Genomic DNA, 24,396 nt, shown 5'->3' with positions numbered 1-24,396 from the left:
TGCCAGTAACGACCGGGCCCCGCCGCATCTTGGACCGCAGCTGTTGGCCAGGCCGAATGACGAGATAATATAACGTGACACAAATTGTCAATCGGAGAAGTCGGCAAAGCGTGGCGCGGGTGGATGCGCTCTCAAACCCGAGTGCTCCCGCGAAGGCGGAGCCCATCTCCCGACCGCGCGATCCTGCACTGGTCGGCGATGGGTTCCCGCCTTCGCGGGAACACACGAGCCTGCGCAAACGATTCATCCGGAAAGGATCAGCGCGCCGAAAGCCGCGCCAGCGCTTCGTCCTTCGCGATCAGCGGCAACAGTTCGCGCATATCGGGGCCATGGTCGCGCGCCGTGAGGGCGCGGCGCAGCGGCAGGAATAGTGCGCGGCCCTTCGCCCCCGTTGCCGCCTTTACCGCATCGGTGAGCGCGGGCCAGGGGTCGGCATCCCAGTCGAGCGCCGGCGCGGCGGCCGCAGCGGCGGCGAGCACCGGCAGGTCGGCGGCATCGGGCGCGGGCGGCGCGAACGGCCCGTCGAAGACCGCGACCCAGTCGCGCGCCTCGGCGACGGTCATCAGGTTCGGACGAATCGCCTGCCAGCGCGCGTCGTCGATCGCCGCGGGCAGGCGGGGCGCCACCGCGGCATAGTCGGTATGATGCAGGATCTTCTGGTTGAGCAGCGCAAGCTCGGCCTCGTCGAAGCGCGCGGGCGCACGGCCGAAGCGTGCGAAGTCGATCCCCGCGATCAGCGGCGCGAGGCTCGTCACCGGCTCGACCGGGTCGCTCGTCCCGAGCCGCGCGAGCAGTGCCGCGAGCGCGATCGGCTCGATTCCAGCCTCGCGCAGATCGGCCATGCCGAGCGAGCCGAGGCGCTTCGACAGCTTGCCTTCGGTCCCGACGAGCAATGCCTCGTGTGCAAACGCCGGGGGCAGCGCGCCGAGTGCGTCGAACATCTGGATCTGCGCCGCGGTGTTCGACACATGGTCCTCGCCGCGCACGACATGGCTGATCCCCATCGCGATATCGTCGATCACGCTGGGGAGCAGGTAAAGCCAGCTTCCGTCAGCGCGGCGCACGACGGGGTCAGACAGCGTCTTCGGCTCGAAATGCTGCGGCCCCCGGACCAGGTCGGTCCATATGATCGCCGCGTCATGGTCAAGCCGGAAACGCCAGTGCGGCGTCACGCCCGCGGGTTCCGGCGCATCGGCGGGCCTGCGCTCATAGACCGGCGGCAGCCCGCGCGAGAGCAGCACCTTGCGGCGAATCTCCAGCTCTTCGGGCGTTTCGTAACAGGCATAGACGCGTCCCGCTGCCTTGAGGCGCTCGAACTCGGCCTCGTAGAGCGCGAAGCGCGCCGACTGCCGCTCCTCGCCATCAGCGTCGAGCCCCAGCCACGCCAGATCGGCGCGGATCGCGTCGACATACTCTTCCCTCGATCGCTCGATGTCGGTGTCGTCGATGCGCAGCAGGAAACGCCCGCCCGCCTTCCGCGCCCACAGCCAGTTGTGGAGCGCGGTGCGGACATTGCCGACGTGCAGGTGGCCGGTCGGCGAGGGGGCGAAGCGGGTGATAACGGTCATGCCGCGCCTATAGCCCGATTCGCGCGCGATGCGAGTCATCGAGCAAACCGGTGTGAGGGCGAGTCAGGCCGTCCGGAACCCGTGGGTGATCGGATAGCGGCGGTCGCGGCCGAAGTTGCGCGTCGACAGCTTGACGCCCGGCGGTGCCTGGCGGCGCTTGTATTCGGCAATCGCGAGCAGGCGCTCGATCCGCGCCACCGCATCGCGGTCGAAACCGTAGCGCTGGACCACATCGTCGACACTCGCCTCTTCCTCGACGAGCATATGCAGCATGCGGTCGAGATCCTCATAGGGCGGCAGGCTGTCTTCGTCCTTCTGGTCGGGCCGCAGTTCGGCACTCGGCGGCTTGGTGATGATGCGATCGGGCATCACCGGGAACACCGGATTGCGCGAGAGGCGCGGCGCGTGCGCGTTGCGCCACTTCGCGATCGCGAATACCGTGGTCTTGTACGCATCCTTCAGCGGATTATAGCCCCCCGCCATGTCGCCATAGATGGTCGCATAGCCGACGCTCATTTCGCTCTTGTTGCCCGTGGTCAGCAGCATCGGGCCGAACTTGTTGCTGAGCGCCATCAACGTCACGCCGCGGATACGCGACTGGACATTTTCTTCGGTGGTGTCGACGTCCCTGTCGGCGAAGCTGCCTTCGAGCATCGTATCGAACGCCTCGACCGCTGGCGCGATCGCTATCGTGTCGAGCCGGCAGCCGATCATCTCAGCACATCCGCGCGCATCGTCGAGACTTTCCTGGCTGGTAAAGCGGCTCGGCAGCATCACGCACCAGACCTTGTCGGGGCCCAGCGCGTCGGCAGCGATCGCGGCGCAGATCGCCGAATCGATTCCGCCCGACAGGCCGAGCACGACGCCGGGGAAGCCGTTGCGCTCGACATAGTCGCGCAAGGACACCAGCATCGCGTGATAGATGTCCGCGGGATGCGCGTCCCATTCCGCGACCGCGCCCGGCGCGCAGACCCAGCCCCCGCTGGCGTCTTTGGCCCAGTGGGTGACGCGCTCTTCCTCTTCCCAATCGACGAGCCGGTGCGCCGTCGTCCCGTCGGCATTGAGCACGAAGGAGCAGCCATCGAAGACCAGCTCGTCCTGCCCGCCGACGCGGTTCAAAAAGGCGAGCGGCAGCCGGTTCTCCGCGACGCGCGTTCCGAAGACCTGGCTCAATCGGCGGTCGTCCTTGTCGATTTCGTACGGGCTGCCGTTGACCGAGACCAGCAGTTCGGCGCCCTGCTTCGCGAGATGGCGGCAGACCGCCGGCAGCCAGCCGTCTTCGCAGATCGGCAGGCCCAGCTTCACCCCGCGCCATTCGACGATGTCGGGCAAGGGTCCCGGCGCAAAGACGCGCTTTTCGTCGAACGTGCCGTAGTTCGGCAGCTCGTGCTTGCGCCGTATCGCGACGACCTCGCCACCGTCGAGCAGGGCGACGATATTATAGAGCTTGCCCCCGGCGTCGCGCTCGACCGAGCCGACGAGCATCGCGGGGCCGCCGTCGGCGGTGTCGGCTGCCAGTTCGGCGAGCATGGCCGCGGCACGTGTCGCGAGCGCGGGCTTGAGCACCAGATCCTCGGGCGGGTAGCCGATCAGTTGCAGCTCGGGATAGAGGATCAGGTCGGCGTGCCGGTGACGCGCGCGGACGGCGCGCATCGCTTCGGCATTGGCGGACAGGTCGCCGACCGCCTGCGTCATCTGCGACAGGACGAGGGTGAGCGTGTCGGCGGGAGCGGTCATGCCTTCGCGTTTACGACGAACCGCCCCGATTTCAACCGAAGACGAGCGACCATAGCGTCCGGCCCGGCGCCATCGCGAGCAGACCCGCCGCGATCAGCCCGAAATAGACCCCGCGCATCATCTTCAGATGGCGGTCGATCTGTCCCGCCCGCGCGAGCAGGATGGCGCGCGGAATCTGGACCAGCACGATGACCGAAAAAATGTGGATCGGTCCGATCGTGCCGGTGACGGTACGGATCCAGAAGCTGTCGACCGCGGTGACGAGCATCATCACCGCCCACAGCCGGCCGCCGATCCGGTGCGCCAAGTCGCCCTTTCGGGCGCGCCACAGCAACCAGGCGCCAAGCGGCACGGCGGGCACGACGGTCGCGAGATGCACCCATATCGCCCACATGGGCGTCCGATAGTCCGAACCCACGAAGCTGCGCGCCGCGAGCGCGGCCAGCACCGCGGCGACGATGAGCAGCGCCATCAGCGCGAAACGGCGAAGGCGATCCGCGGGGAGCTGGCTGGTGTGCATGGCGGAGGAGAGGGGGCTGGTCATGCGGGGCGTTTCCTGTTGCAGTTGGTCCGGGTGGATCGGCGATGGCCCCTTCCTGTCGCAGCGCCGTTGACGAACAACCCCGGCTTCGCAGGCGCGGCAGGAAAGTTCGCGAACCGGGGCATCCAGCCCATTGACGCTTCGTGAAATGGCACGCAGACATCGCTGCATGGCAAAGCGACTGGCGATCGAGATATTGGCGATGGTTGCAATCGGCCTCGTCATCGGGCTGCTCGGCCCCTTCGGAACCTTTGCCCTGCCGCCCGCATTGCGGATCCTGAACTGGATCGCCTGGTTGCTCGCCGGCTATGCCTTTTTCCGCCCGACGGGAATCGTCGCGGGGTGGCTGTGCGAGACGACCGGACTGCCGCGCGCCGCGGGGGACTTGGTTGCGCTTGCCGTCGCAGCACTGCCGGTTACGCTGGTCATCGTCCTGTTGACGTCGCCCCTCGACCTGGCCGGGACGCTGCGCTGGCGCGGCTTCTGGACGATGTACCTCTATATTCTCATCATTGCGGTCGTCGTCGTCGTTCCGATGAAGGCGCTGTTCCGGCCGCGCGGCGACGCGGAACAAGCAGTCGTCGCCGCAGATCCCCCGCCGCCCGCGCCCGCCGGTCGGCCCGCGATGGACCTGCCGCCCGGCTTTGGCGCCGTTCGCGCGTTGAAGGGAGAGGATCATTATGTTCGCGTGATCGGCGACACACGCGAAGAGATGATCCTTATGCGGATGCGCGACGCGATCGAGCGGCTCGGCGACGTCGACGGCCTGCGCATCCACCGCAGCTGGTGGGTCGCGAAGGACGCGGTCGCGTCAATCCGCCGCGAAGGCCGAACCGCCGTCGTGACGCTGGCGACGGGGCACCAGGCGCCCGTGGCGCGCGATGCAATGCCGGCTTTGCGGGCCGCCGGGTGGATTTGACCCTTCCCCTATCCGCGTGCGCTGGCTAAGGGGCGCGCATCCATCCCCAACCGGCGACAAGGGGCAGCGCATGAAACTCATTTCCGGCAACAGCAACCTTCCTCTCGCCCGCGCGATCGCGGACTATCTGGAGCTGCCGCTCGCCGACACGAGTGTTCGCCGCTTTGCCGACGAGGAAGTCTTCGTCGAGATCCACGAAAATGTCCGCGGTCAGGACGTGTTCGTCATCCAGCCGACCAACTTCCCCGCGAACGACAATCTGATGGAGCTGCTGATCATCACCGATGCGCTGCGCCGCGCGTCGGCCAAGCGCATCACCGCGGTGATCCCCTATTTCGGCTATGCGCGACAAGATCGCAAACCCGGGCCGCGCACCCCCATCTCGGCCAAGCTCGTCGCCAACCTCGTTACCACTGCGGGCGCCGACCGCGTCCTCGCGATCGACCTTCACGCAGGACAGATCCAGGGTTTCTTCGACATCCCCACCGACAATCTCTATGCTGCGCCGGTGATGAGCGCCGACATCCAGGCGCGGTTCGGGGGCAAGAATCTGACGGTCGTGTCGCCCGACGTCGGCGGCGTGGTCCGCGCCCGGGCGCTCGCCAAACGGCTCGACAACGCACCGCTGGCGATCGTCGACAAGCGCCGCGAGCGCGCCGGCGAATCGGAGGTGATGAACATCATCGGCGATGTCGAAGGCCGCTTCTGCGTGCTGATCGACGATATCGTCGATTCGGCGGGCACGCTCTGCAATGCGGCCGCCGCGCTCAAGGCGCAGGGCGCCGAGGGCGTCGTCGCCTATTGCACCCACGGCGTCTTGTCGGGCGGCGCGGTCGCCCGCGTCGATGCGAGCGAGCTGACCGAACTCGTCATTACCGATTCAATCCAGCCGACCGATGCGGTGAACGACAGCACCAAGGTGCGCGCCCTGACCGTGGCGCCTTTGCTCGGCGAAGCGATCAAGCGCATCGCCGACGAAACGAGCGTCTCGTCCCTGTTCGACTGAGCGATCATCGCGCAACCAGCGCACCGGCGATATGATCCATCTGGCGACGGAAGGCCGCGTGGTCGGGCACGGCATGGACGAGGCCGCGTGCCGTCCAGCATAGCGCCTGTGCAATGCTGCCCGCGCGCGGCACCGCCGATCCGGGCCCGCTGAGCCGGATCGCTTCGGCCATTGCGGCGACGAGTTTTCGTTCGGAGGCGCGGACGGCGTCGGGAGGGTCGGGCTGCAGGGCCAAGACGATCTCGGCACCATGCGGCGAGGCGTCGAGCGCGTGGCGGTGCCGTCCGACCCAAGCATCGAGCGCGTCGACGAGCCGCGCGGGAAGCGTTTTCGCCGGCTGGTTGATCGACGCCAGTGCCTCGGCGAGCGAGCGGTCCGCAAGCGATCCTTGCGCCCATGCGATCAGCGCGGGCTTTGAACCGAAACGATTGTAGAGCGATTGCCGCGACATGCCGAGCGCCCGTGCCACGTCGGTCATCGACGTGCGACGCACGCCGTAGCGTGCGATGGTCGCCACCACCGGGTCGAGAGAAATGGCATCGGCCATAAAGGATTTTTACAAATTATACTCAATCTGTAAATCGCGTTGAATCGCTCAATTCACCGGGCCGGTGATCGCGAAGGGCTGGCGGCGCTGCCCCGGCCGCGCTAGCACCGCGCCATGTCGCTCGAATCCGATCTTGCGCTCGCCCATCGCCTCGCCGATGCGGCCGGCTCCGCCATCCGCCCCCTGTTCCGCACCGACTATTCGCACGAGGCCAAGGCCGACGCCTCGCCGGTGACCGAGGCCGATCGCGCCGCCGAGGCGGCGATGCGCCGGCTGCTCGACGCGGAGGCACCGCGCGACGGAATAATCGGGGAAGAATATGGCGCCGAGCGCGCGGGCGCGGCGCGGCAATGGGTGCTCGACCCGATCGACGGCACGGTCAGCTTCATGGCCGGCCGGCCGATCTTCGGCACGCTGATCGCATTGTTGCAGGACGGCTGGCCGGTGCTCGGCATCATCGACCAGCCCGTCAGCGGCGAACGCTGGGTCGGCGCGATGGGCGAACCGACGCTGTTCAATGGCCGCCCCGCCGCGACGCGGGCCTGCCGCGACCTCGCCGATGCGACGCTAGCGACCACCGGCCCGCAATATTTCAGCGATCACGACGGCGAGCATTTCATGGCGCTCGCGGCGAAGACCTCGCACAAGCGCATGGTCTTTGGCGGCGACTGCTATAATTACGGACTGCTCAGCAGCGGGCATATCGACCTGGTGGTCGAAGCCGGCCTGAAGCTGCACGATTATGCCGCGCTCGTTCCCGTGGTCGATGGCGCTGGCGGGATGATGTGCGACTGGAACGGCGACCCGCTGAACGCCGACAGCAGCGGCCATATCGTCGCACTCGGCGATCCGGCGCGGCTCGAAGATGTGATCGAAGGGCTTGCCTGTCACCATTGATGCACGAAAGGAACGATCATGGCCTATGAAGGAAGCTGCCACTGCGGCGCCGTGACCTACGAAGTCGAAGGCGACGTTCCAGGCGAAGCGACGAGCTGCAACTGTTCGCACTGCCGCCGCAAGGGATTCCTGCTGAGCTTCGTGCCGATCGACCGGTTCCGCCTGAAAAGCGGCGCCGACAAGCTCGCGAGCTACAAGTTCAACAAGCATAATATCGATCACCAGTTCTGCACCGACTGCGGGTGCCAGGGCTTTTCGGTCGGCACGGGTCCGACGGGGGAAAAGATGGCGGCGGTGAACCTGCGCTGCGTTCCCGAAGCCGATCTCGATTCGCTGGCGATCCAGAGGGTCGACGGCGCAAGCTTCTGAACCGCCGCCGCGCTTGCATTTCGCCGCGAATCCCGCTAGGCGCGCGCCTTCGCACGATAAGTGGATGACCTGCCTGGCCGGAAAGGGCTGCCAGGGCCGGTCGATATCGTCGCACAGAAGGAGACGAAAATGCCCAAGCTCAAGACCAAGAGCGGTGTGAAGAAACGCTTCAAATTCACCGCCTCGGGCAAGGTGAAGCACGGCGTCGCCGGCAAGCGCCACCGCCTGATTTCGCATAACGCCAAATATATCCGCACCAACCGCGGCACCAGCGTGCTCAGCGATTCGGACGCGGCCCATGTGCGCCTCTGGGCGCCCTATGGCCTGAAGTAAGGAGCGCTAAGACATGTCCCGTATCAAACGCGGCACGACCACGCGCGCCAAGCACAACCGGATCCTGGAACAGGCGAAGGGCTATTACGGCCGTCGCAAGAACACCATCCGCATCGCGCGCCAGGCCGTCGAAAAGGCCGGCCAGTACGCTTATCGCGACCGCAAGGTCAAAAAGCGGAACTTCCGCGCCCTGTGGATTCAGCGCATCAACGCCGCGGTCCGCGCCGAAGGCCTGACCTATTCGCAGTTCATGCACGGCGTGAAGCTGGCCGGAATCGAACTCGACCGCAAGGTCATGGCCGATCTTGCGATGAACGAAGGCGCCGTGTTCGCCGCGATCATCGAACAGGCCAAGAAGGCGCTGCCGAAGGCCGCCTGACGCGCCCCGGTACACCGAAAACCAAAAGGGCGGCCTCCATCGCTGGGGGCCGCCCTTTTCCATGCACGGCCGTCCGGCCCGAGAGAGACGGCGCGGAAGGCGATGCCCCCGCGCCGTCTCGACGATGATCCAGAGGATGCATCGCCCCCCTCCCTCCGAACCGGTTAGCCGTGGGTCGCAGATAGCCGTCGGCCGGCGGAAGTGTTCCTATACTGTGGCATAAACCCTGGTCCCTGTCGGTGACGTATAGCGTCACACCTGTGACAAAAGTTGTAGAAAACCGACATCGCGCCGTTCAATTCATTGTTTTTCGGCGGCGATCCTCGCAAGCTGGCGCCGATGGACGAGTGCAATCGAACCGCAGGCAACCGCCCGCGCGTAACCACGCGTTTCTTTCCGGTGTCGCCGGCGCTGCGCCCCTATGCCAGCACCATCTATTTGCTTGAGATCGACGCGCCGCCCGGGGTCCGGGCCGAGGATTATCTGCATCCCGAATGGGCCAATATGCGCTTCGTGACGGGAGAAGTTCCGCTGGCGGCGATCGGCGGCGATACGCCGCGCCCGGCGCCTGCATTCATCGTGGCGGGGCCGACCAGCCGGGCGACCTATTTCGCCGCTGGAACGATGCGTGCCTGGGGGATCGGTATCCTCCCGATGGGCTGGGCGCGATTCGTGCCGCTTCGCGCGGACGCGCTTGCCGACCGCTTTTGCGATGGTGCCGCGCACCCGGCCTTTGCCACGATCGCGCCGCTCGCCAGCGGCCTGCCGCATATCGAGGACGCCGATGCCGGCGCGCGGATGATCGACGGACATTTCACCGCGCTCCTTGCCAACAGCGCGCCCGGCGATCCGGCCATTGGTCGTGCCCATGCCGCGCTGGTCGACGAGGGGCTGGCCAGCGTCTCCGCGCTTGCCGACATGCTCGGCCTTTCCGAACGCTCTGTGGAACGGCTCAGTCGGCGGGCGTTCGGCTTCCCGCCGAAACTGCTGCTCCGCCGCCAGCGCTTCCTGCGGAGCCTCGCGCGGTTCATGCTCGACCCTTCGATGGCGTGGATCGATACGCTCGACCTCCAATATTATGATCAGGCACAGTTCAACCGCGATTTCCGGCGCTTCATGGGCATGAGCCCCCGCGCCTATGCCGCACGTCCGAAGCCGATCCTCGGCGCTGCGGCCCTTGCACGCGCCGCCGCCGCGGGCGAGGCGGTGCAGGGGCTGCACAAGCCGCAAGGCTAGAGCCTGATGATACGCTCATATGGGTTGACCCGCGCCGCCGCTTCGGTGCAAGCGGCGGCGGGGCAAGGGCGGGTTCCCATCGCCGATCGCCCGATAAGCCAAAAGGACAGACAGCGGCGGCGCGCCCCCGGGCGACCCGCCGCCGCAGGACGAATGAGATGAGCGACTATCAGGCGATGAAGGCCGGGCTATTGGCCGATATTGAAAGCGCCGCAGACCTCGACGCGCTCGAGGCACTGCGCGTCGCCGCGCTGGGCAAGGCGGGCAGCGTTTCGGCGCTGCTCAAGACCCTGGGCGGCATGACGCCCGATGAACGGCAGGCACAGGGGCCACAGATCCATGCGTTGCGCGAGGCGGTGACCGACGCGATCGCGGCACGCAAGGCCGCGCTCGAAGCCGTCGCACTCGAAACCAGGCTTGCGGCCGAGCGGCTCGACATGACGCTGCCGGCCGAGATCGCGCCCAGCGGCAGCGTCCACCCGGTCAGCCAGGTGATGGACGAACTCGCCGAAATCTTCGCCGACATGGGCTTCGCGGTCGCGACGGGTCCGGAGATCGAGGACGACTGGCACAATTTCACCGCGCTCAACATTCCCGAGACACATCCCGCGCGCGCGATGCACGACACTTTCTATTTTCCGGACATGGATGCCGATGGCCGCTCGATGCTGCTGCGCACGCACACATCGCCGGTGCAGATCCGCACGATGATGCGCGATGAACCGCCGATCCGCATCATCGCCCCCGGCCGCGTCTATCGCAGCGACAGCGATGCGACGCACACCCCGATGTTTCACCAGATCGAAGGTCTCGTCATCGACCGCGGCATCCATCTGGGGCACCTCAAATACACGCTCGAGACCTTTCTCAAGGCCTATTTCGAGCGCGACGATATCGTGCTGCGGCTGCGCCCGTCCTATTTCCCCTTCACCGAGCCGTCGGCCGAGGTCGACGTCGGCTATGCCCAGGAAAAGGGCCGCCGCATCGTCGGGGGGAACGGCGACGATGCGGGCCATGCGTGGATGGAACTGCTGGGCAGCGGCATGGTCCACCCGCGCGTGATCGCCAATTGCGGGCTCGACCCCGCCGAATGGCAGGGTTTCGCCTTCGGGGTCGGCGTCGACCGGCTGGCGATGCTCAAATATGGCATGGACGATCTGCGCGCCTTCTTCGACGGCGACCTGCGCTGGCTTGCCCATTATGGCTTCGGCGCGCTCAACGTTCCGACGCTGAGCGGAGGAATCTCGGCATGAAACTGACCCTCGAATGGCTCCGCGACCATCTGGACGGCGATTTCACCGTCGAGGATGTCGTCGCCACGCTCAACCGCATCGGTCACGAGGTCGAAGGTGTCGAAAACCCCGCCGAACGGCTCGCAGGCTTTCGCATCGCGAAGGTTCTGACCGCCGAGAAGCACCCGCAGGCCGACAAGCTGCAAGTGCTGACCGTCGACGCCGGCGACGGCACCCCGTTGCAGGTCGTATGCGGCGCGCCCAATGCCCGCGCCGGGCTTGTCGGCGTGCTGGGAACCCCTGGCGCGGTCGTGCCCGCGAACGGCATGGAGCTGAAAGTTTCCGCGATCCGCGGCGTCACGTCGAACGGCATGATGTGCTCGGTGCGCGAGCTCGAACTCGGCGACGAGCATGACGGCATCATCGAACTGCCCGCCGACGCGCCCGTGGGAACGGCCTTCGCCGACTATCAGCAAGCGAACGATCCGGTCATCGACATTTCTATCACCCCCAACCGGCAGGATTGCATGGGCGTGCGCGGGATCGCGCGCGACCTGGCCGCGGCCGGGCTGGGCGCGCTGAAGCCGCTCGCGGTGCCCGCGATCGAAGGCAAAGGCGGGCCGGCCACCGAAATCCGCACCGACGACCCCGAAGGCTGTCCCGCCTTCTATGGCCGCACCATCGCGGGGGTCGCCAACGGTACGGCGCCCGACTGGATGCGCCGCCGTCTCGAAGCGATCGGCCAGCGTTCGATCTCGGCGCTCGTCGACATCAGCAACTATGTGATGTTCGACCTCGGCCGTCCCAGCCATATCTACGACCGCGCCAAACTGACCGGCCCCCTGGTCGCGCGCCGCGCTCAAGAGGGCGAGAGCGTCACCGCGCTCAACGGCAAGGATTATGCGCTGACAGGCACGATGACGGTGATCGCCGACGACGCCGGGGTCCACGACATCGCGGGCATCATGGGCGGCGAGCATTCGGGGTGCAGCGAAGCGACGACCGACGTGCTGCTCGAAATCGCCTATTTCACGCCCGAGCGGATCGCGCTCACGGGTCAGGCGCTCGCGCTGACGAGCGATGCGCGCAGCCGGTTCGAACGCGGGGTCGATCCCGCCTTTCTGGACGAGGCGACCGCCATCGTCACCGGCCACATCCTGTCGATCTGCGGCGGCACCCCCTCGGCGATCACCCGCGCCGGAACGCCTCCGGTCGAACCGCGAACGATCGCCTATGATCCGGCGCTCGCCGAAACGCTGGGCGGAATCGCGATTCCCGCCGAACGCCAGCGCGACATTCTGGAGGCGCTGGGCTTCGGCGTCGAAACGGGAGGCGCGTGGCGCATCGCCGTGCCGAGCTGGCGCCGCGACATGGACGGGCCTGCCGACGTGGTCGAGGAAGTCACCCGCATCCACGGCTTCGATGCGATCCCTTCGACCCCACTGCCGCGTACGGACGGCGTCGCCCGGCCGACCGCGACCCCCGACCAGCTGCTCGAACGCCGCCTGCGCCGCGCCGCCGCGGCGGCGGGCTATCACGAGGCGGTGACGTGGAGCTTTGTCTCGGATCGTGAAGCCGCCCCCTTCGGTGGCGGCGCGTGGAGCCTCGCCAACCCGATCAGCGAGGACCTGAAGGTCATGCGCCCGTCGCTGCTTCCCGGCCTGCTGTCGGCGGCCGCCCGCAACCGGAATCGCGGCGCGGACAGCATCCGCCTGTTCGAGATCGGCCGCCGCTATCTCGCCGACGCCGAACATCCGACGCTGGCGCTGCTGATGGCGGGCGACAAGCGCGCGCGAAGCTGGCAGGCGGGCAAGCCGGTGCCGTTCGACGCCTTCGACGCCAAGGCGACCGCCCTCGCGTTGCTCGACGCCGCCGGCGCGCCGACCGACCGGTTGCAGGTGATGGAGACGGTGAGCGAAGGGGCGGTCTGGCATCCCGGCCAGTCGGCCACGCTTCGCCTGGGCCCTAAGACGGTGCTTGCCGAATTCGGGGCGCTGCATCCCGCGCTGACGCGCCACTTCGACGTCGACGGCCCGGTCATGGCGGTGCAGCTTTTCATGGACGCGGTTCCCGCGAAGCGCGCAAGCGGCCCCGCGCGCGCGGCCTATGCGCCCCCCGCTCTGCAATCGGTGCGTCGCGATTTCGCCTTCCTCGCGCCGGAAACGCTGGCCGCGGCCGACCTCGTCCGCGCGATCCGCGGCGCCGACAAGACGGCGATCGTCGACGCCCGCCTGTTCGACCGCTTTGCAGGGGCCGGCGTACCCGACGGGCAGGTCAGCCTGGCGATCGAGGTCGAATTGCAACCGCAGGACAAGAGTTTCACCGAGGCCGAGTTGAAGGCGATCGCCGACAAGGTGGTCGCCGCAGCGGCGAAGCTGGGCGCTGGCCTTCGGGGGTGACGGGCGGCGTCCGGCCCGGAGGAGAGGATGATGACGACACGGCCGCTGGTCGATCCCGAAATCGCGCCGCTGATCGACCTGTTCCCGCGCTTCGACCTGGACGCGGCGCCGATCGCCGACATCCGGGCCAAGGCGGCCGAAAGCTATGCCTTCCTGCCGCCGCCGGCGATCGCACCCGAAGAGGTGCGGATCGCGTCGATCCACGGCGGCCCCGACATCCTGCTCCTCCTCTATCGTCCCGAAGCGCCGCGTCGCGACGCCGGGGCGATCCTGCACATCCACGGCGGCGGGATGGTGATGGGATCGGCGCGGCAGATCCAGTCGGCACCCGCCGCGCTCGCGCAGGCCGCGGGCGTACCGGTCGCGTCGGTCGACTATCGGCTGGCACCCGAGCATCCGTTTCCGGCCCCGCAGGAGGATTGCCATTCGGCGCTGGCATGGCTTGCCGGCCAGGCCGACGCGCTGGGCTTCGATGCCGGGCGGATCGTTGTCGCAGGCGAAAGCGCGGGCGGCGGGCTTGCCGCGGCGCTCGCGATCATGGCGCGCGACCTGGGAGGACCCCGCATCGCGGGGCAACTGCTCACCTATCCGATGCTCGACCATCGCACCGGAAGCGACGCCTGCCCCTATCGCAACCCGAGCACGGGCGAGTTCATCTGGACCCGCGCGAGCAATCGCTTCGGCTGGCGCGCGCTGCAAGGCGATTATCGCGCCGACGATGCGCGGCGCGGCTGGTTTTCGCCGAGTCTGGCCGAAGACCTGTCGGGTTTGCCGCCAGCCTATATCGCAACCGGCAGCCTCGACCTCTTCTTCGACGAAAATCTCGACTATGCGCGCCGGCTGAGCGCCGCGGGGGTCCCCGTCGACCTGCACAGCTATGCCGGGGCGATTCACGCCTTCAACGCGGTGCCGACCGCTGCGCTGTCGCAGCGTTTCAACGCCGGCTTGCTCGCCGCCGCGGCGGCGATGACCGCCCCCGCCGGCGGGTAGGCCCGGCAGGCGCCGCCCCCGACACGCCGCCGTCAGAACAATCCATCGGGTCGATGCCACGATTCGTCGCAGCGACCGCCATGCGACGATCCACCGCCGGAACGATCCCCGAAAATCCGCGTCAAATTGCCGGTTAAATCAGATAGATGGCATGTTGGATGCAATTCTACCTCGCAACGCGCTTCCTGTTTCCCCGTCATTATGAACGACGACTTTTGGTGGTCTGCTTCCTGGCGGTGCACCTGCCGCTGATCGCGTGCGTGGCGATCTTGAGCTGGCGCCACGACTGGGACCTGCCGCTATTGGCCGTGCTGCTCGTCGCCACGCTGGCCGGCACGATCGGCGCCATCTGGTCGATATCTGCCCTGCTCGCGCCCGTCCGGCATGCGGTGACGCTGTTGCAGACGGTTCAGCGCGGCGAGGATGTCGGGGCCGTACCGCCGGGCGGCGACGACATCGTCGGCAGGTTGCTTCAGGGTGTTGCGCACGCTGCGAGCGAAACGACGCGGCGGATCGATCGGCTGAAGGACGCGGCCGAGCGGGACGTCCTGACCGGTTTGCGCAACAGGCGCGGCTTTCTGGACGCCATTCGCCCGGTGCTTGACGGACATCGCGATTCGGTCCTCGCGATCGTCGATCTTGATCGCTTCAAGCGGGTGAACGACGAATATGGCCATGATCGCGGCGACAGCCTGCTCGCCGATTTCGCCGAGCATCTCGCTTCGTCGATCCGTCGATCCGACATTGCAGCGCGCTGGGGCGGTGAGGAGTTCGCGATCCTGTTCCCCGATACGTCGCTGTCGCAGGCATCGGACATCGTCGAGCGGATGCAGGAGTCGATGGCGGGCGAAACGCCGTTTCTCGTCGGCCGCGTTCGGGTCACCTTTTCCTGCGGGATGGCGCGGGTCCGCGACCCCGCCGGTCTGGACGACGCCATGCGCGCTGCCGATTCGATCCTTTATGCCGCGAAGCAGGGCGGCCGGAACCTTGTGCTCGCCGCGAGAGACTGACGCCCGGACGACGGCCCCCGTCAGGCGGCGACCGCATCCTCGCTGTTGCTCCCCGCCGCCTCCAGCAGCCGTTTTTCCAGGCTCTTGACCCGCGCGCCGCCGTCGATCTTGTCGCCGATCAGGTCGGTGACATAGAAGGTATCGACCGCGCGCTCGCCATAAGTCGCGACATGCGCGCTGTGGACCGTGACCTTCGACTGGAACAGCGCGTAGGCGAGCTGGTTGAGCAGCGCCGGGCGGTCCTGCGCATTGACCTCTATCACTGTAAACCGATTGGACGCCTTATTGTCGACGAACACGTTCGGCGCCACCCGAAACGCTTCGGCGCGGGTGCGGGGCAGCGCGCGTGCCTCCAGTTTCGGCAGCAATTTCTGTCGGTTGGCGAGCGCGTCCTCGATCGCGCGGGTCAGCCTCACGATCTGTTCGGCCTCCGCAAAGGGGCGGCCGAGCGGGTCCTGGACGAGGAAATTGTCGAGCGCGAGGCCGTCGCGCGTCGTATGGATGCGCGCGTCGATGATATTGCCGCCGGCGAGGTGTATGCCGCCGGCGATCCGGTAGAAGAGGCCCGGGTGGTCGGCGGCGAGCACCATCACCAGCGTCGCCCCGCGATCGTCGTCGGGCACCGCGGCGATATGCAGCGGCGCGCTGCCCGCCTTCTGGATGTGGAGCAGGTTCGCCGCGATGACCTCGACCGGCTCGGCGATCCAATAGCTTTCGGGCAGGCGCTTCGCGAGCTTGCCGAAATCCCTGTCGTCCATCTGGAGCAGCGCCTGCGCTTCCTCCTTCTTGCTCGCGATCCGCACCTCGCGGCCGCGCTGCTTGTGGCCGAGGCGGAGGACTTCTTCGGCGGCATCGTAGAGTTCGGTCAGGAGCTGGCGCTTCCAGCTGTTCCATACGCCCGGGCCCACCGCGCGGATATCGACGACGGTGAGGACGAGCAGCAGGCGCAGGCGTTCCGGGCTCTGCACGATCTGGGCAAAGTCCAGGATCGTCTTGAAATCGGCGAGGTCGCGCTTGAACGCGGTCGCCGACATCAACAGATGATAGCGCACCAGCCACGACACCGTCTCGGTCTCCGCGTCGGTCAGCCCCAGCCGCGGGCACACGCGCAGCGCGAGTTCGGCGCCGAGCACGCTATGATCGCCGCCGCGCCCCTTGGCGATGTCGTGGAGGAGGACCGCGACATAGATGACGCGCCGCGACTGGATCTGGTCCATGATCGCGGTCGACAACGGGTGATCGCCCTTCAGCCGATCCTGTTCGATGTCCGACAGCAGGCCGATCGCGCGGATCGTGTGTTCGTCGACGGTATAGTGGTGATACATGTCGAACTGCATCTGCGCGACGACGCGGCCGAAATCGGGCACGAAGCGGCCGAAAACGCCGGCTTCGTTCATCCAGCGCAGCACCGTTTCGGGGTCGCGCGGGCTGGTGAGGACATCGAGGAACAGCGCATCCGCGCGCGCGGTGCGCCGCACCTTGCCGTCGATCAGCTTCGCATCGTGGCGCGCCTGGCGCATCGCCTGCGGATGGATTTCGAGCCCGTGCCTGTCGGCGAGCGCAAAGATTTCGAGCAGGCGCACCGGGTCGGCCTGAAAGAAATCGTCCGAGGGTAGCGCGAGCCGGCCGCGGTCGAGCACGAATCCGTTTAGCTTGCCCGGCCGGCGCCGGATCGAAGGCAGGAAGCGCCGCCCGCGCGCCGCCATCTGTTCGTCGAGATGCGCGAGGAAGGTGCCGGTCAGATCGCCGACGCTTTTGGCGTGGAGGAAATAGAGCTGCATGAAGCGCTCGACGGGGCTCTTGCCCGGCCGGTCGGCGAACTGCATCCGCGCCGCGATCTCGCGCTGGAAATCGAAGGTCAGCCGGTCCTCGGCGCGCCCCGCGAGGATATGGAGATGGCAGCGCACCGCGAGCAGGAAATTTTCGGCCCGCGAAAATTGCCGGAGCTCCTTTGCGGTGAGCAGCCCCGCGTCGACGAGTTCTGGGACGGTGCGGACGCGGTGGATGAACTTGCCGATCCAGAACAGGGTGTGAAGGTCGCGCAGCCCCCCCTTCCCTTCCTTCACATTGGGTTCGACGACGTAGCGCGAATCGCCCATCCTCTTGTGCCGCTCGTCGCGCTCGGCGAGCTTTTCGGCGACGAAGCTGCGCGCATTGCCCGCGACGACCTCTGCATCGAACCGCGCCGCGGCGGCATCGTAAAGATCGCGGTCGCCCCAGACGAAGCGCCCTTCGAGCAGCGCGGTGGTGATGGTGAGATCGTCTTTTGCCGCGCGCACCATCTCGTCCAACGAGCGCGACGAATGGCCGACCTTCAGCCCCAGATCCCACAGCGTATAGAGCTGTGCCTCGATCACCTGTTCGGTCCAGCTCGTCTGCTTGAACGGGGTGAGGAAGCCGATGTCGACGTCGCTGAACGGCGCCATTTCGCCGCGACCATAACCGCCGACCGCGATGACCGTGATCCGCTCGCCCGCCGAGCGATTGCCCGCGGGGTAGAGGTGATCGACCGTGAAGTCGTACGAAAGACGGACGATCTGGTCGATCAGGAAGGCGGTCGCCTGCGCCGCGATGCGCCCCGACGACGGTTGTGCGACCAGGCGGCGCGCGACCTCCGCCCGGCCCTGTTCGAGCGCGGCCTTGAGCTCGTCGACGAGCGCGCGGCGTCGCTTGCCGCTGTCGTTCGTTTCGACGGCGAGCGCCTCGAGCCGCTCGGCCACCGCGCGCCGGTCGATGATCGCGCGGCGTCCCTCGAGATTGGCGAACAGCTCGCTCATGCCCCCTCCGCCAATATCTGCTTGAGCCGATAGAGCGCGTCGAGCGCCTCGCGCGGTGCCAGCGCATCGGGATCGATGTCGGCGAGCGCGGTTCGCAGCGCATCGGCCGCCTCCGCCGGCGCCTCGGCCAGCGTCGCGGCGAAAAGCGGCAGGTCGTCGAGTCCCGCGGCGAGTCCGCCGGTTGCCTGGCGCCCCGCCTCGAGCTTCGCGAGCACCGCCTCGGCGCGCTTGACGACGCCGGCCGGCACCCCCGCGAGCCGCGCGACCGCAAGGCCGTAGCTGCGGTCCGCCGGTCCCTCTGCAAGTTCGTGGAGCAGCACCAGATCGCCCTGCCATTCGCGCGCGCGGACATGGTGGAGCGACAGCGCATCGAGCGTCTCGGCGAGGCGTGTGAGCTCGTGATAATGCGTCGCGAACAGGCAGCGGCAGCGGTTGACCTCATGCACCGCCTCGACCACCGACCAGGCGAGCGCGAGCCCGTCATAGGTCGAGGTGCCGCGCCCGACCTCGTCGAGGATCACGAAGCTGTCGGGCGTCGCCTGCGCGAGAATCGCGGCGGTTTCGACCATTTCGACCATGAAGGTCGAGCGCCCGCGCGCGAGATTGTCGCTCGCCCCGACGCGGCTGAACAGCCGGTCGACGAGCCCCAACTTCGCCGCGTTCGCGGGAACGAAGGCGCCCGCCTGCGCAAGAACGACGATCAGCGCATTCTGCCTGAGGAAGGTCGATTTACCGCCCATATTGGGGCCGGTGACGAGCCACAGCCGGTCGGCCTCCGAAAGGGAGACATCGTTGGGGACGAAGCGCTCGCCGCCCTTTGCGAGCGCCGCCTCGACCACCGGATGCCGCCCGCCGCCGACCTCGAGGCACGGCTCGTCCGCGAGATCGGGGCGGCACCAATTGTGGCTCATCGCATGGTCGGCGAGCGCGGCGGCGACGTCGATCCGCGCGAGCACGTCGCAGCTCGCGGCGATCGCCTCGCGCCGCTGCGTCGCCTGTTCGGTGAGCGCCTCGAGATGCGCGGCCTCGGCCGCGAGCGCGTGGACGCCCGCCTGCGTCACCCGGCTCGCGGCCTCGTGCAGATCGGCCGAGTTGAAGCGCACGACGCCCGCGAGCGTCTGGCGATGGGTAAAGCCCGACGTGGGCGCCATCAGCGCGTCGGCATGCTTCGCGGGTACCTCGACATGATAGCCGAGCACGCCATTGTGGCGGATCTTCAAGGAGGCGATGCCGGTGCGTTCGCGATATTGCGCCTCGAGCGCAGCGATCGCCTTGCGTCCGTCGCGCGCGGTTTCGCGCAGCGCGTCGAGCGCGGCGTCATAGCCCTCGGCGACATAGCCGCCCTGCGCCGCATCGACCGGCGGCGTTTCGATCAGCGCGCGCGTCAGTTCGTCGACGAGCACGCCATGCCCGTCGAGTCCCGGCAGCAGCCGCGCCAGTAAGGGCGGCAGATCGCCGCGCCGCGCGAGCCGTTCGCGCAGCAGCCGCGCGCCGCCGAGCGCATCGCGAAGCTGCGCCAGATCGCGCGGGCCGCCGCGCCCCGCGACGAGCCGGCCGAGCGCGCGCCCGGCGTCGGGCAGCGCGCGCAGGTCGGCGCGCAGCTCGGCGCGCCACAAGGCGTCGCGCGCGAGCGCATCGACGAAATCGAGCCGGTCGAGGATCGCAGCCCGGTCGGTGAGCGGGCTCGCCAGATCGTCGGCGAGCAGCCGCGCGCCCGCCGCGGTCACCGTGCGGTCGATGGTGCCGAGCAGGCTGCCCTCGCGCGTCCCCTCCATCGTGCGGACAAGCTCGAGGCTTTCGCGCGTTGCCGCGTCGATCGCCATGCGGTCCGACGCCGACAGGCGCACCGGCGGCTGGAGGAAGATCGGCTGGCCGGTCGCGACATGGTCGAGATAGGCGGCGAGCGCGCCCATCGCCGCGCATTCGCCGCGGCCGAACTGGCCGAAGCCGTCGAGCGTCTGCACCCCGAACAGCGCTTCGAGCCGTTTCCGCCCGGCTTCGCTCGCAAAATCCGGCGCCGGGCGCCGCACGAGCTGGCGCGCGCCCCAGGCGGGCAGCTCCGCCGCCGCCTCGCTCACCAGCAGCTCGGACGGCGCGAGCCGCGCGAGCTCGGCCTCGACCTGCGCGGGGGCGACCGCGACGACCTCGAACCGGCCGGTCGAAATGTCGGCGGCGGCGATCGCGACGCTGCCTTCGCTCCCGACTTCGGCGAGCGCGGCGAGACGGTTCGCGCTGCGCCCTTCGAGCAGCGCCTCTTCGGTCAGCGTGCCGGCGGTGACGAAGCGCACGATGTCGCGCGCGACGAGCGCCTTCGACCCGCCGCGCGCCTTGGCCTCCGCAGGGGTTTCAACCTGTTCGGCGATCGCGACGCGGTGCCCCGCCTTGATGAGCCGCGCGAGGTAGGATTCGGCCGCATGGACGGGCACGCCGCACATCGGCACCGGCGCGCCGCCATGCTCGCCGCGCGCGGTGAGCGCGATGTCGAGCGTCGAGGCCGCCGCCTTCGCATCGTCGAAGAACAGCTCGAAAAAGTCGCCCATGCGATAGAAAAGCAGGCAATCGCCCGCTTTTTCCTTGAGCGCCCAATATTGCGCCATCATCGGCGTCGCGGCGGCGGGAGCGGCGTTGCTGTTCGCGGGTTTTCGAGCGGTGGCGGGCATCGCCCCCTGCATAGGGATTGGGGGCGGCATGGCAAGGTGGCGGTGCAGTTATCGGGGTTTTGGGATAGGCAGCGACGTCAGTTTTCAGCCCTCTGAACGCACCCAAAACCATCGACAAGGTGCAGACGTGATCGGCCGATACAGGACGCGGAAGCTTTCGTCTCCGTCGGATGTCGCTTCGCAGGGCTGAGGCTTGGCTTCGTATTTCACGGACGTCATCGAGCCGGACGTCACAATGCCCTCTCTGAACAGGATGAACTCGGCCCAACTCACCGGGACGCGAGAATCACCGCTCGGCAAATAATTCACACCTAGAAGGTGCGCCGCCCGTAACTCATTGCGAATCTCCGCAATCTGACCATCGTCCCCTAACGAGCAGCGAGGCTTCACGTCATCATTCGAGCCATCGACCCAAATGGTCTGATATCCACTTGAACGGGTTGGCTGGCACATTCGCAAGAGCACGATTACGCGCCGGAGATGAGGATATGCGCCGGGAAGCCAATTGCGGCTCTCAGCCTCGCTCGCCTTCCATCCTTCCGCACATGCGGTAACGGCGCAGAAGCAAACCGATAACAATGCCACCCCGGCGATCCGTCGAAGAATTTCCCCCATGAAATTTACATCGCACAGCGGCCCTACGTCGGCAACCATCGTCGGTGGTCGTCAGATCGCGTTCGAAGACGGCTTCCGGGAGGCAGTCGGCGCCATTTCCTCTCCTTCGTCATCCCGGACTTGATCCGGGATCCATTCTTTCAGCGCCGCGCCAGTGGACCCCGGATCAAGTCCGGGGTGACGGAACAGGATAAGCTCCTCCCTGCCGCGCAGCGATGGGGAGGAACTTCAGCCCGAAATCCGTCCCGGCTTCATCGCCGCGCCCACATTCACGGTTTCATTTTGACGAGGCGGCGCTAGGGGAAAGGCTCGGGCGCGCATCTTGTTTTGATTTCGAGAGGATAGATTATGGACAGCGGCAGCAAGGTGCAATTTTCCGACCGCGAGGCGCTGCTTTACCACAGCTATGGCCGCCCCGGGAAAATCGAGATCGTCGCGTCGAAGCCGATGGCGACGCAGCGCGACCTCAGCCTCGCCTATTCGCCCGGCGTCGCCGTCCCGGTGAACGCGATCGCCGATGATCCAGCGAAGGCCTATGACTATACGGCCAAGGGCAACCTCGTCGCGGTGATCTCGAACGGCACCGCGATCCTGGGGCTCGGCAATCTCGGCGCGCTCGCCTCGAAGCCGGTGATGGAAGGCAAGGCGGTGCTGTTCAAGCGCTTTGCCGACGTCGATTCGATCGACCTCGAGCTGAAGACCGAGGACCCGCAAGCATTCATCGACGCGGTCGAGCTGCTCGAACCCAGCTTCGGCGGCATCAATCTCGAGGATATCGCAGCGCCCAACTGCTTCATCATCGAAGCGGCGCTGAAAGAGAAAATGAACATCCCGGTGTTCCACGACGACCAGCACGGCACCGCGATCATCACCGCCGCCGGGCTGATCAACGCGTGTCACCTGACCGGGCGCGAGCTGAAGGATATCAAGGTCGTGGTCAACGGCGCGGGGGCGGCGGCGATCGCCTGCACCGAGCTGATCAAGGCGATGGGTGTCCCGCACGACCATGTCATCATGTGCGACCGCAAGGGCACCATCTATCAGGGCCGCACCGAGGGCATGGACCAGTGGAAGTCGGCGCATGCGGTACCGACCGAGGCGCGCGACCTGACGCAGGCGCTGGTCGGCGCCGATGTGTTCCTGGGCCTCTCGGCCGCCGGCGCGCTCAAGCCCGAGATGGTCAAGGACATGGCGCCCGCGCCGATCATCTTTGCGATGGCGAACCCCGATCCCGAAATCTCGCCGCCCGATGCGCGCGCGGCGCGGCCCGACGCGATCATCGCCACCGGCCGTTCGGACTATCCGAACCAGGTCAACAATGTGCTGTGCTTCCCCTTCATCTTTCGCGGCGCGCTCGACGTGCGCGCGACCGCGATCAACGAGGAGATGAAGATCGCCGCGGCGCATGCGATCGCCGAGCTCGCACGCCAGCAGGTGCCCGAGGAGGTTGCCGCGGCCTATGGCGGGCGCGCGTCGAGCTTTGGCCCCGACTATATCATCCCCTCCCCCTTCGACCCGCGGCTGATGGAGATCGTCCCCGCAGCGGTCGCCAAGGCGGCGAGCGAATCGGGGGTGGCGCAAAAGCCGATCGCCGACCTCGACGCCTATCGCACCAGCCTGCGCGCGCGGCTCAACCCGACGACGTCGGTGCTGACCCTCGCCTATGAAGCGGCGCGCAAGAATCCGAAGCGCGTCGTCTTTGCCGAGGGCGAGGAGGAAGTGGTGATGCGCGCGGCGATCCAGTTCCGCGAGGGCGGATACGGCATCCCCGTGCTCGTCGGGCGCGAGGGGCTGCACGACAAGCTGCGCGAGCTGGGGGTCGCCGATCCCGAAAGCTATGAGGTGCACAACAGCGTCAATTCGCCGCACGTGCCCGAAATGGTCGACATGCTCTACAAGCGGCTCCAGCGCCGCGGCTATCTGCGCCGCGACTGCGAGCGCATGGTCAATCGCGACCGCAACATCTTTGGTTCGCTGCTGCTCAAGCTGGGGCTCGGCGACGCGATGATCACCGGCGTCACGCGCACCTATGCGCAGACGATGCGCGAGGTGCGCCGCGTGATCGACCATGCCGAGGGCAAGACCCCGTTCGGCATGCACATCTGGGTCGGGCAGCAGCACACGATCTTCATCGCCGACACCACGGTGAACGAGCGCCCGTCGGCCGAAATGCTCGCCGACATCGCCGAGCGCACCGCACAGGTCGCGCGCCGCATGGGGCACGAACCGCGCGTCGCCTTCCTCTCCTATTCGACCTTCGGCAACCCGCCGGGATCGTGGCTCGACAATATCCGCGAGGCGGTCCACATCCTCGACGATCGCCAGCCCGAGTTCGAATATGAAGGCGAAATGGCGCCCGACGTCGCGCTGAACGAGCGGCTGATGAAAAACTATCCCTTCTGCCGCCTGTCCGGGCCCGCGAACGTGCTGGTCATGCCGGGGCTGCAATCGGCGAACCTGTCGGCCAAGCTGCTGCGCGAGCTGGGCAGCGGCGCGGTGATCGGCCCGGTGCTCGTCGGGATGGAAAAGCCGGTGCAGGTCGCGACGATGGCCTCGCCCGCCTCGGACCTCGTCACCCTGGCGGTGCTCGCCGCGGGCGGGATCACGGGATAAGATTTGTCCTGCGCAGAGTGAGACGTCGCCCCCGCGAAGGCGGGGGCGGCGCCAAACTAAGGTCCGGTGTTGCCGCCCGACGGGCCCATGCCGGCGGCGCCCACTGCGCCGATATTGCCGAAGATATCCTCGAAGAAGCTGCGGTCGCGACCGAGCGTCGGGGTCTTGTCGCCTTCGGGGCTGATCCGGCTGACGAGGTCGAGACCGGTGTGGTCGACCGCCACGACATTGCCTTGCGCATCGAAGCGGACGCGCATCACGTCCTGCGTCACCGGGCGCGGCCGGGCGAAAGCGAGCTGGCGGGTTTCGCGCGACAGATAATAATATTCCTTGTCGCTGAACTGGCTGACGAACGTCGGATGGCCAAGGGTCTTTTCGACCGATTCGCGATTATCGACGCCCGGCGTGATCGCCTGGGTCAGCGTCGGATCGACGACATAGCCCTGGCGCCCGCGAAGTTGCGCGCAGCCGCTCGCCGTCAACGCAACGATCAGCCCCGCCGCGATCAGGCGCAGGCGAGGGGCGACATAGGCAGGCTTGGCATTCGGCATCAACAGTCTCCGTCGCG

The 24,396-nt window shown here is 67.4% G+C and carries 19 protein-coding genes; 12 read left to right on the top strand and 7 right to left on the bottom strand.

All coding sequences use genetic code 11. The features are described from left to right. Positions 1-257: 257 nt before the first annotated feature. From AC58D2_RS08300 to AC58D2_RS08290, 3 genes are all read right to left on the bottom strand, one after another. Complete coding sequence (locus AC58D2_RS08300) at positions 258-1,568, bottom strand: glutamate--tRNA ligase (RefSeq protein ID WP_497389156.1); 1,311 nt, start codon at positions 1,566-1,568, stop codon at positions 258-260. 63 nt (positions 1,569-1,631) lie between these two features. Beyond that, entirely contained in the window at positions 1,632-3,305 is a 1,674-nt protein-coding gene (locus tag AC58D2_RS08295) for an NAD+ synthase (protein WP_497389154.1), read from the bottom strand. A 31-nt stretch (positions 3,306-3,336) separates the two neighbouring features. Next, positions 3,337-3,849: a DUF2306 domain-containing protein gene (locus tag AC58D2_RS08290; RefSeq protein WP_497389152.1), complete on the bottom strand. Its 513-nt coding sequence runs from the start codon at positions 3,847-3,849 to the stop codon at positions 3,337-3,339. A gap of 166 nt (positions 3,850-4,015) precedes the next feature. On the opposite strand from AC58D2_RS08290, the gene AC58D2_RS08285 reads away from it, so the two are divergent. Then, a complete protein-coding gene (locus tag AC58D2_RS08285; RefSeq protein ID WP_497389150.1) occupies positions 4,016-4,765 on the top strand; it encodes a LytTR family DNA-binding domain-containing protein in 750 nt (249 codons plus the stop codon). Positions 4,766-4,835: 70 nt separating this feature from the next. Then, the gene (locus AC58D2_RS08280; RefSeq protein ID WP_497389148.1) at positions 4,836-5,771 is read left to right on the top strand and encodes a ribose-phosphate pyrophosphokinase; all 936 of its coding nucleotides are present in this window, start codon (positions 4,836-4,838) and stop codon (positions 5,769-5,771) included. Between the two features lie 4 nt (positions 5,772-5,775). Here AC58D2_RS08280 and AC58D2_RS08275 read toward each other — a convergent pair whose 3' ends face one another. Beyond that, a complete protein-coding gene (locus tag AC58D2_RS08275) occupies positions 5,776-6,318 on the bottom strand; it encodes a TetR/AcrR family transcriptional regulator (RefSeq protein WP_497389146.1) in 543 nt (180 codons plus the stop codon). Positions 6,319-6,432: 114 nt separating this feature from the next. On the opposite strand from AC58D2_RS08275, the gene hisN reads away from it, so the two are divergent. From hisN to AC58D2_RS08230, 9 genes are all read left to right on the top strand, one after another. Beyond that, positions 6,433-7,215 carry a histidinol-phosphatase gene (gene hisN, locus AC58D2_RS08270; RefSeq protein ID WP_497389144.1) on the top strand — a complete coding sequence of 261 codons (783 nt, stop codon included), beginning with the start codon at positions 6,433-6,435 and terminating at the stop codon, positions 7,213-7,215. A gap of 18 nt (positions 7,216-7,233) precedes the next feature. Next, the gene (locus AC58D2_RS08265; RefSeq protein WP_497389143.1) at positions 7,234-7,584 is read left to right on the top strand and encodes a GFA family protein; all 351 of its coding nucleotides are present in this window, start codon (positions 7,234-7,236) and stop codon (positions 7,582-7,584) included. Positions 7,585-7,713: 129 nt separating this feature from the next. After that, entirely contained in the window at positions 7,714-7,917 is a 204-nt protein-coding gene (rpmI, locus tag AC58D2_RS08260) for a 50S ribosomal protein L35 (RefSeq protein ID WP_089215951.1), read from the top strand. Positions 7,918-7,930: 13 nt separating this feature from the next. After that, a complete protein-coding gene (gene rplT, locus AC58D2_RS08255) occupies positions 7,931-8,296 on the top strand; it encodes a 50S ribosomal protein L20 (protein WP_497389141.1) in 366 nt (121 codons plus the stop codon). 339 nt (positions 8,297-8,635) lie between these two features. After that, on the top strand, positions 8,636-9,532 hold the full coding sequence (locus tag AC58D2_RS08250) for a helix-turn-helix domain-containing protein (protein WP_497389139.1): 897 nt from the start codon (positions 8,636-8,638) through the stop codon (positions 9,530-9,532). Positions 9,533-9,690: 158 nt separating this feature from the next. Further along, on the top strand, positions 9,691-10,785 hold the full coding sequence (gene pheS, locus AC58D2_RS08245) for a phenylalanine--tRNA ligase subunit alpha (protein ID WP_497389137.1): 1,095 nt from the start codon (positions 9,691-9,693) through the stop codon (positions 10,783-10,785). Next, entirely contained in the window at positions 10,782-13,163 is a 2,382-nt protein-coding gene (gene pheT, locus AC58D2_RS08240) for a phenylalanine--tRNA ligase subunit beta (RefSeq protein ID WP_497389135.1), read from the top strand. Before pheS ends, pheT begins: the two co-directional genes overlap by 4 nt. 30 nt (positions 13,164-13,193) lie before the next feature. After that, entirely contained in the window at positions 13,194-14,153 is a 960-nt protein-coding gene (locus AC58D2_RS08235; protein WP_497389133.1) for an alpha/beta hydrolase, read from the top strand. Between the two features lie 146 nt (positions 14,154-14,299). Further along, positions 14,300-15,163, top strand: coding sequence for a GGDEF domain-containing protein (locus AC58D2_RS08230; RefSeq protein WP_497389131.1), 864 nt, complete (start codon positions 14,300-14,302; stop codon positions 15,161-15,163). 20 nt (positions 15,164-15,183) lie between these two features. Here the strand turns inward: AC58D2_RS08230 and AC58D2_RS08225 are convergent, their stop codons facing one another. Both AC58D2_RS08225 and mutS read right to left on the bottom strand, forming a co-directional pair. Continuing rightward, on the bottom strand, positions 15,184-17,940 hold the full coding sequence (locus AC58D2_RS08225; protein ID WP_497389130.1) for a [protein-PII] uridylyltransferase: 2,757 nt from the start codon (positions 17,938-17,940) through the stop codon (positions 15,184-15,186). After that, entirely contained in the window at positions 17,937-20,600 is a 2,664-nt protein-coding gene (gene mutS / locus AC58D2_RS08220) for a DNA mismatch repair protein MutS (RefSeq protein WP_497389129.1), read from the bottom strand. Before mutS ends, AC58D2_RS08225 begins: the two co-directional genes overlap by 4 nt. Positions 20,601-21,563: 963 nt before the next feature. Here mutS and AC58D2_RS08215 point away from each other — a divergent pair. Continuing rightward, positions 21,564-23,828 (top strand): NADP-dependent malic enzyme, encoded by a 2,265-nt coding sequence (locus AC58D2_RS08215; RefSeq protein WP_497389128.1) that lies wholly within the window; start codon positions 21,564-21,566, stop codon positions 23,826-23,828. Between the two features lie 56 nt (positions 23,829-23,884). On the opposite strand, the gene AC58D2_RS08210 is transcribed toward AC58D2_RS08215, so the two are convergent. Next, entirely contained in the window at positions 23,885-24,379 is a 495-nt protein-coding gene (locus AC58D2_RS08210; protein WP_497389127.1) for an outer membrane protein assembly factor BamE, read from the bottom strand. Positions 24,380-24,396: the final 17 nt, after the last annotated feature.

This window comes from Sphingopyxis sp. CR5, from assembly GCF_059693785.1.
Note: the sequence above shows the minus strand (reverse complement) of the source record. Positions and strands in the feature narration are given on the sequence as shown.